We start from the raw sequence: 7,314 nt of genomic DNA on the forward strand, positions 1-7,314 counted from the left end.
GGGCTGACACCTGATCAAAGATTGACCTCCGGCCCGATCGCTTTCAGGCTTCCCTAAAGGGGGACTATCGATGCGGAATTCAAATGCAACTGCAATGGTGCTGACGAGCATTGCACTCGCAGGCTGCTCAAACCATGGCCAGCCAAATCCCACCACCCAAGTTCCGAAGTCCGAAGCGGTGGATGTGATAGTCGAGAACACAGTGGCGCTGGTCTTCTTCGACACCGGTAGTGCTCGATTGGACCAACAAGCCGAACAAACCGTCCGGGCTGCCGCCTTCCATCTTCGGTGTCGAGACACAGGGCGGATCGAGGTCACGGGCAATACGGACCGATCCGGTTCGGAGGCCAGCAATCAGCGCCTGTCAATTCAAAGGGCCGACGCAGTCCGCGACGCGCTGGTCGCCTACGGAGTCCATAAGGACGTACTCATCGTCCGCGGGGCCGGTGAAAACGACCCTCTTGTGCCAACGGCCGATGGCGTCAGTGAACGGCAGAACCGCTGGGCCTTGATCTATGACCCTTCGCCCGAAATCTGCCCCGATCCAATATGATAGGCGAGTGCCGCGGGAACTCTTGGGGTAAGACCAATGCGAAACTTGGCCGCGACAATTATGGCGTGAGCCATGCTCGCCGGATCTGGATCCGCAGCGACGGTCGGGGCCCGGTTGCCCAGGCCCCGGTTCCGTCAGGCCTTCTTCAGCGCCGAAGCCGAGGCTGCGGCGCCCTTTTTAAGGGCGGCGTCCTTCTTCGGCTTCTTGGCTTCCTTCGGCTTGCGCATTTGACCCTTGGCCATGGCATGCCTCCTTCGCTCTTGGGCGCACACATCATAGCGAAACGCCACGGATCGTCATAAAAATTCAATATCGGCGGACGGTGCGAGAGATCCCGTCCCCGGCCGGCCGGATGCGTTATCCTCTCCCCGGCAGACAGGGAGGCGGCGATGACCAGCTATGATGCCATCATCATCGGCACGGGCCAGGCCGGACCGGCGCTGGCGGACCGGCTGAGCCGCGCCGGCCAGCGCGTCGCGGTGATCGAACGCGCCCGCTTCGGCGGCACCTGCGTCAACACCGGCTGCATCCCGACCAAGACCATGGTCGCCAGCGCCTATGCCGCCCGGATGGCGCAGCGCGCCGCCGAATACGGCGTGGTCCTGCCCGGCCCACCCGGCATCGACATGCGGCGGGTCAAGGCGCGCAAGGACGAGGTCTCCGGCCAATCACGGGTTGGCGTCGAGGGCTGGATGCGCGGCCTGGAGAACGCCACCGTGATCCAGGGCCATGCCCGGCTGACCGGGCCGAAGACCGTGCAGGTCGGCGACGAGACCCTGATCGCCGAGCGGATCTTCCTGAATGTCGGCGGCCGGGCCGCGGTGCCGCCGATGCCGGGGATCCGCGACGTGCCGTTCCTGACCAACAGCACGATGATGGACCTGGACACGGTGCCGGAGCATCTGGTGATCGTCGGCGGCTCCTATATCGGCCTCGAATTCGGGCAGATGTTCCGCCGCTTCGGCTCCCGGGTCACGATCATCGAGCAGGGTCCGCGGCTGATCGGCCGCGAGGACGAGGACGTCTCCGACGCCGTCGCCGCCTTCCTGGAGAAGGAGGGCATCGCGATCCGCACCGACGCGAAATGCCTGAGCGTGGTGCCGGACGGCGCCGGCATTGCGGTGACGGTCGACTGCACCGCCGGCGCCCCGGTGGTCCGGGGGTCGCATCTGCTGCTGGCGGTCGGCCGGCGCCCGAACACCCATGATCTAGGCCTGGAGGCCGCGGGCGTCGCCACCGACGAGCGCGGCTACATCACCGTCGACGACACGCTGCAGACCAGCGTGCCCGGCATCTGGGCGCTGGGCGACTGCAACGGCCGCGGCGCCTTCACCCACACCGCCTACAACGACTTCGAGATCGTCGCCGCCAACCTGCTGGACGGCGACAGCCGCCGGGTCAGCGACCGGATCACCGCCTACGCCCTCTACACCGACCCGCCGCTGGGCCGCGCCGGCATGACCGAGGCGGAGGCCCGCCGCTCAGGCCGCCGGCTGCTGGTGGCCAAGCGGCCGATGAGCCGGGTCGGCCGCGCCGTCGAGAAGGGCGAGACCGAGGGCTTCATGAAGGTGGTGGTCGACGCCGGCACCCGGCAGATCCTGGGCGCCGCCATCCTCGGCACCGGCGGCGACGAGGTGGTGCACGGCCTGCTGGACCTGATGTACGCCAAGGCGCCCTACGACGTGATGCAGCGGTCGATGCCGATCCATCCGACGGTGTCCGAGCTGCTGCCGACCCTGCTCGGGTCGTTGGAGCCGCTGCCGTGAGCGGCCGGGACCGCGTCGAGGCCGAGGTGCTGCGGGTGCTGCGCGCCGCGGCCCCGGCGCGCGCCGTCGCCCCCGACGACCGGCTGCTGGAGGATCTGGGCCTCGCCCCCGCCGACGTCACGCGCCTGGCCTGGGACATCGAGCAGGCGCTGGGCGCCGACATCCCGCGCGACGACCTGGCCTCGGTCTTCACCGTCCGCGCCCTGATCGACCTGGTCGACCAGCATTACGACCCTCTGACGGCCGAGCCGAGGCACGGCTGGCACATGTAGGCCGGCTGAAAGCCGCCGGCTGCAAGCCCGCCGGCTTCCGTCAGGCCGATGGCGGATGCGGTCAAATCCGCCGGCGCTCCGATCCTAGAGTGGACAAAACCACGGGGGAGAGCGCGATGCGATCGTTGGTCCTGGCCGCCGTCCTGGCGTTCTCAGGCTTTCCCGCCCTCGCCGCCGATCCGGCGCCGACCGACCCGGTCCCGACCGTGCCGGCCTCCGACCTCACCGGGCTGCAGACCGCCTTCGACCCGATGGGCCCGGCGGTACAGGCGCTGACCCTGCCGGACGGCCGCGTGGTGCATTACATCGACGAGGGCGCCTCGGACTGGCGGCCGGTGCTCTATGTCAGCGGCACCGGCACCAGCGTCCGCGCCTTCGGCATGACCGAATACCTGCGCAGCCTGCGCACGAAGCTGAAGCTCCGCTTCATCGCGGTCGAGCGCAACGGCTTCGGCGACACCGAGTTCCGGCCCGGCTGGACGACGAAGGACTATGCCGCGGAAGTTCGCGCCGTGCTGGACCACCTCGGCGTGCAGCAGACGGCCGCCCTGGCCATCTCCGGCGGCGGCCCCTACCTGGCCGAGATCGCGGCGGAGATGCCGGACCGGCTGATCTCGCTGCACTTCCTGGCCGCGACCTCGGGCTTCGGGCCGGAGAAGAAGGCCTGCCAGATGTCCGACGCCGAGCTGACCGAGGCGATGACATCGGCGCAGAACCCCGAGGCGTGGTGGACCTATCCGGAGACCAGCCCGACCCGCAGGATCCCCGGCTTCGCCGACCGCGCCTATGAGGAGGGCGCCCGCACCTATTTCATCCGCGGCCAGATGGGCGACCTGCGCGGCCAGGTCGCCGAATACCGCCGCTACTGCACCGGGCCGAAGGCCGACGTCACCAGGGTGCAGGTGCCGGTCTATGTCTACCAGGGCACCGCCGACACCTCGGTCCCGCTCGACCAGGCGCGGTACTGGCAGTCGCAGTTCCCGGACGTCCGCAAGGCCCGGATCTACGAGGGCGAAGGCCATGACGTGCAGTACCGCCACTGGGACCAGCTGCTGCTGGACGTCGCCGGCCATTCCGGGCTGACGATGCTGTGCGCCGACGGCACGTCCCAGGCGGTGCCGGAGGCCGACGCCCGGGCGCTGCTGGCCAAGGGAGCCACGCTGGGCATCTGCGCTTGGCGCTGAAGACCGGCTTGCGGGTAGACTATGGCCGGCCCCTGCAGTGAAGGATGCGCGCCATGGCCACCACGCCCCCGCCCCTTGCCCTCGACCTGCCGGCCCCCGGCTTCAGCCTGCCCGGCACCGACGGCCGGACCTATTCGCTCGACGATGTCGCCGGGCCGCGCGGCACGGTGATCGTCTTCATCTGCAACCACTGCCCCTATGTGAAGGCGGTGATCGACCGGCTGGTGGACGACGCCATGACGCTGCTGTCCGAGGGCATCGGCTTCGCGGCGATCTGCTCGAATGACGCCACGGCCTATCCGGAGGACGGCTTCGGGCCGATGAAGGAATTCGACGAGGCGCACGACCTGCCCTTCCCCTGTCTGCATGACGAGGACCAGTCGGTGGCGCGCGCCTATGGCGCGGTATGCACCCCTGATTTCTTCGGCTACGACGCGCAGCGCCGGCTGAAATACCGCGGCCGGCTGGACGAAGGCCGCACCGCCCCGCCTTCGCCGCATGCTCGCCGCGAGCTGGTCGAGGCGATGCTGCAGATCGCCGAGACCGGCCGGGCCCCCGCCGACCAGGTGCCGTCGATGGGCTGCTCGATCAAATGGAAGGCGGCGTGAGGCGCATCGCCTGCCCGCGCCGCCCTGGCTTCATCCGCTCGACAGCACGGCCCGGCCCCGCCAAGGTGCCGGCATGGACACTCTCGGCGAGAACGACCTCCGCCTGATGCAGGGCTTGGCCCAGCAGGTAATGGCACTGCGCCCGGAGCTGGTGAACGGCGATGCCAGCGTCGGCGAGCTGGCCTGGGTCTGGGGCAAAGATGTCGATGCGCTCGGCCGGTTCTGGCGGCACCGGCTGTGGTTCGCCGGCGGCCAGCTGGCCGCCTGGGGATGGGCGCATCTGCCCTATCGGGTGCCGCGCGACGACGGGTCATTCCGCGAGGCCGGGACGGCCAACCTCACCTGGCAGACCCATCCGGACCGGCCTGAGCTGCTGGCCGAGATCCTGGACTGGTACGACGATGTCGCGGCCGACGCGGACCGGTCGCTGACGGTCCAGTCCGGCGATGTCCAGGCGCAGGCCATCGTCGCCGCGCATGGCTACGCATTCGACACGGAAACCGGCGCGGATGACGGGTCCTGGGTGCAGTTCAACGCCAGGGAGCTGACGGAGGTGCCGGAGCCGGCGCTGCCCGATGGCTTCCGCCTCCTGTCGGCCGCGGACGTGCCGGCAGCGGATGCGGTCCGGGCGCATCGCGCTGCGTGGCATCCGTCCGGCCTCACCGAGGCGGCATTCGAGCGGGTGCGGCGGACCTGGCCGTACCGGGCCGACCTGCATCCGCTGGTCGCGGCCCCGGACGGCACATTGGCCGCGACCGCGATCATCTGGCTGGACGAGGCGACGCGGACCGCCGAGTTCGAGCCGGTCGGCACGCATCGCGATTTCCGACGAAGGGGCCTCGGCACCGCGCTGCAGCTGCACGGCATGCGCCTGGCCAGGGCGGCCGGCGCGACCCGGATGCTGGTCGCCTGCCTGGGCGCGCCGGCGCACCCGGCGGCCCGGAATCTCTACTACGGGGTGGGCTTCCGCCCGTTCACGCGGGACCTGCCGCAGATCAAGGCCGCGCGCTAGCGGCCCGAGAGCGCGCTCGTCAGAGGGATTGGGCCACTCCGTCCAGGCGCGGGGACCGTGCGGGGGCGTGCCAGCTCCAATCCTCCTCGGCACGCTCCTCGCGGAGGATCTGCTCCTCATCCTCGACCGGATCGGGACCGCTGAACACCAGTGCCGTCGCCACGAAAACCACCGCCTCCGTCGCCGCGAACATCATCAGCTCCCCGACCATCCTCTCCTCCATCCGTGGGTCATGTCAGGACCAACGGGGCGACGCGGAGTTTTGTCTCGCCCGGACGTCACGGAGTCCGGATCGATCCGACCGGAAGGCCGGCTCGGGCCTCAGCGCCCCGGGAACGCGGCCTCGTACTGCTCCGGCTTGAAGCCCACCAACAGCGTGCCGCCGATGTCGAGCACCGGCCGCTTGATCATCGACGGCTGGTCGAGCATCAGCGCGATCGCCTTCGGCTCGGTCAGGCCCTCACGGGCGGCATCGGGCAGCTTGCGGAAGGTGGTGCCGGAGCGGTTCAGCAGCACCTCCCAGCCGGCCTGCTTCGCCCAGCCCTCCAGCGTGGCGCGGTCGATGCCCGCGGCCTTGTAGTCGTGGAAGGCATAGGCGACGCCGCGGCCGTCGAGCCAAGCCCGCGCCTTCTTCATCGTATCGCAGTTCTTGATGCCGTAGATCGTGACCGGCTTCGCCATTGTGCCTTCGCCCGTTCATCCGTGGTGCCGGCCCGACCATAGGGTCTGCGGCGGCCGGCGTCATCCCCGATACCTGACAGCCGGTGACAGCCATCGCCTGTACAGTGGCGGCGGATCGACCAGCGAGGCATGGGATGGCGAAGACAGCGAAGGCGGCACCGGCAGAGACCTCGGAGGGCCGGTGCCTGTGCGGCCGGGTGCGGGTGGAGATCGGCGTGCCGGCGCGCTGGGCCTGGCACGATCACTCCCGCAACAGCCGGCTGGCGCATGGCGCGGCCTATGCCACTTATGTCGGGTGCTGGCGCAGCCGGGTGCGGATCGTCAAGGGCGAGTCGGCCCTCGCCCGCTTCACCGAGGAGGAGACCGGGCGAATCCGCAGCTTCTGCCGCCATTGCGGCACGCCGGTGCTGTATGAGCGGCCGCACGCGCCGCAGATGGTGAACATCCCGCGCGCCCTGTTCGAGACCCGCACCGGCCGCGAGCCGCTGTACCACATCGGCATCGAGCAGGCGCGGGAATGGACCTGGCGGGGCGAGCCCCTGCGGCCGCTGAAAGGCTTCCCCGGCGTGGTGTGGACGGGACCGAAGCGGAGGAAGAAGCGGCCGCTGCTGGACGAGGCGTTCTAGGCGGCCGCGCGCGCCCGGGCGGCGACCACCGCCGGCGTGTCGTCGATCGGGAAGTGCAGCAGCGCCGCCACCAGCCCGGCGATCGCGGTGGCGATCCAGACCAGGGAGTAGGAACCGGTGATGTCGAAGACAAAACCGCCGGCCCAGGCGCCGAGGAACGACCCGACCTGGTGGCTGAGAAAGCAGACACCGAACAGCGTGCCCAGGTGCCGGGTGCCGAACACCTTGGCCACCAGCCCGCTGGTCAGCGGCACGGTGCCCAGCCAGGTCAGCCCCATCACCGCGGCGAAGACCACCACCGACGCCTCGCTCTTCGGCGCCAGGAAGAAGGCGGCGATGGCGGCGCCGCGGATCAGGTACAGCCAGCCCAGCACCTGCTGCTGGCGGTAGCGCCCGCCGAGCCAGCCGCAGGCCCAGCTGCCGGCCATGTTGAACAGCCCGACCAGTGCCAGCGCCGTGGCGCCCAGCCCCACCGGCATGTGGCACAGCAGCAGGTAGTTCGGCAGATGCGTGCCGATGAAGGCGAGCTGGAAGCCGCAGGTGAAGAAGCCAAGCGTCAGCAGCCGGTAGCCGCGATGGCCCAGCGCCTGCGCCACCGCCGCCCGCAGCGGC

The 7,314-nt window shown here is 69.9% G+C and carries 11 protein-coding genes; 7 read left to right on the forward strand and 4 right to left on the reverse strand.

Annotated elements, in window-relative coordinates; all coding sequences use genetic code 11:
* Positions 1-225: hypothetical protein (locus P409_RS41615; RefSeq protein WP_430515651.1), on the reverse strand; the 225-nt coding region annotated here is incomplete at its 3' end.
* Between P409_RS41615 and P409_RS37260 the strand changes: the two genes are divergently transcribed.
* The 6 genes from P409_RS37260 (at position 203) to P409_RS21180 (ending at position 5,395) form a co-directional block, all read left to right on the forward strand.
* Complete coding sequence (locus P409_RS37260; RefSeq protein WP_430515652.1) at positions 203-553, forward strand: OmpA family protein; 351 nt, start codon at positions 203-205, stop codon at positions 551-553. The two genes, P409_RS41615 and P409_RS37260, sit on opposite strands and share 23 nt — an antisense overlap.
* 389 nt (positions 554-942) lie before the next feature.
* Complete coding sequence (locus tag P409_RS21160) at positions 943-2,319, forward strand: FAD-containing oxidoreductase (protein ID WP_034843283.1); 1,377 nt, start codon at positions 943-945, stop codon at positions 2,317-2,319.
* Positions 2,316-2,591: an acyl carrier protein gene (locus P409_RS21165; protein WP_034843286.1), complete on the forward strand. Its 276-nt coding sequence runs from the start codon at positions 2,316-2,318 to the stop codon at positions 2,589-2,591. The genes P409_RS21160 and P409_RS21165 overlap by 4 nt, the downstream gene beginning before the upstream one ends.
* 116 nt (positions 2,592-2,707) lie before the next feature.
* Positions 2,708-3,775, forward strand: a complete 1,068-nt coding sequence (locus P409_RS21170) for an alpha/beta fold hydrolase (RefSeq protein ID WP_034843289.1) — start codon at positions 2,708-2,710, stop codon at positions 3,773-3,775.
* 53 nt (positions 3,776-3,828) lie between these two features.
* Positions 3,829-4,383: a thioredoxin family protein gene (locus tag P409_RS21175; RefSeq protein ID WP_034843291.1), complete on the forward strand. Its 555-nt coding sequence runs from the start codon at positions 3,829-3,831 to the stop codon at positions 4,381-4,383.
* A 73-nt stretch (positions 4,384-4,456) separates the two neighbouring features.
* Entirely contained in the window at positions 4,457-5,395 is a 939-nt protein-coding gene (locus P409_RS21180) for a GNAT family N-acetyltransferase (protein ID WP_034843294.1), read from the forward strand.
* 19 nt (positions 5,396-5,414) lie between these two features.
* On the opposite strand, the gene P409_RS21185 is transcribed toward P409_RS21180, so the two are convergent.
* Both P409_RS21185 and P409_RS21190 read right to left on the reverse strand, forming a co-directional pair.
* The gene (locus P409_RS21185; protein WP_152613470.1) at positions 5,415-5,606 is read right to left on the reverse strand and encodes a hypothetical protein; all 192 of its coding nucleotides are present in this window, start codon (positions 5,604-5,606) and stop codon (positions 5,415-5,417) included.
* A gap of 110 nt (positions 5,607-5,716) precedes the next feature.
* Positions 5,717-6,076 (reverse strand): ArsC family reductase, encoded by a 360-nt coding sequence (locus P409_RS21190; protein ID WP_034843298.1) that lies wholly within the window; start codon positions 6,074-6,076, stop codon positions 5,717-5,719.
* Between the two features lie 134 nt (positions 6,077-6,210).
* Between P409_RS21190 and P409_RS21195 the strand changes: the two genes are divergently transcribed.
* A complete protein-coding gene (locus P409_RS21195) occupies positions 6,211-6,702 on the forward strand; it encodes a GFA family protein (RefSeq protein ID WP_034843300.1) in 492 nt (163 codons plus the stop codon).
* On the opposite strand, the gene P409_RS21200 is transcribed toward P409_RS21195, so the two are convergent.
* Positions 6,699-7,314, reverse strand: a 616-nt coding sequence (locus tag P409_RS21200) for an MFS transporter (protein ID WP_034843301.1), incomplete at its 5' end; no start/stop codon positions are given. The genes P409_RS21195 and P409_RS21200 overlap by 4 nt on opposite strands.

This window comes from Inquilinus limosus MP06 (assembly GCF_000767795.1).
Lineage (GTDB): Bacteria > Pseudomonadota > Alphaproteobacteria > DSM-16000 > Inquilinaceae > Inquilinus > Inquilinus limosus_E.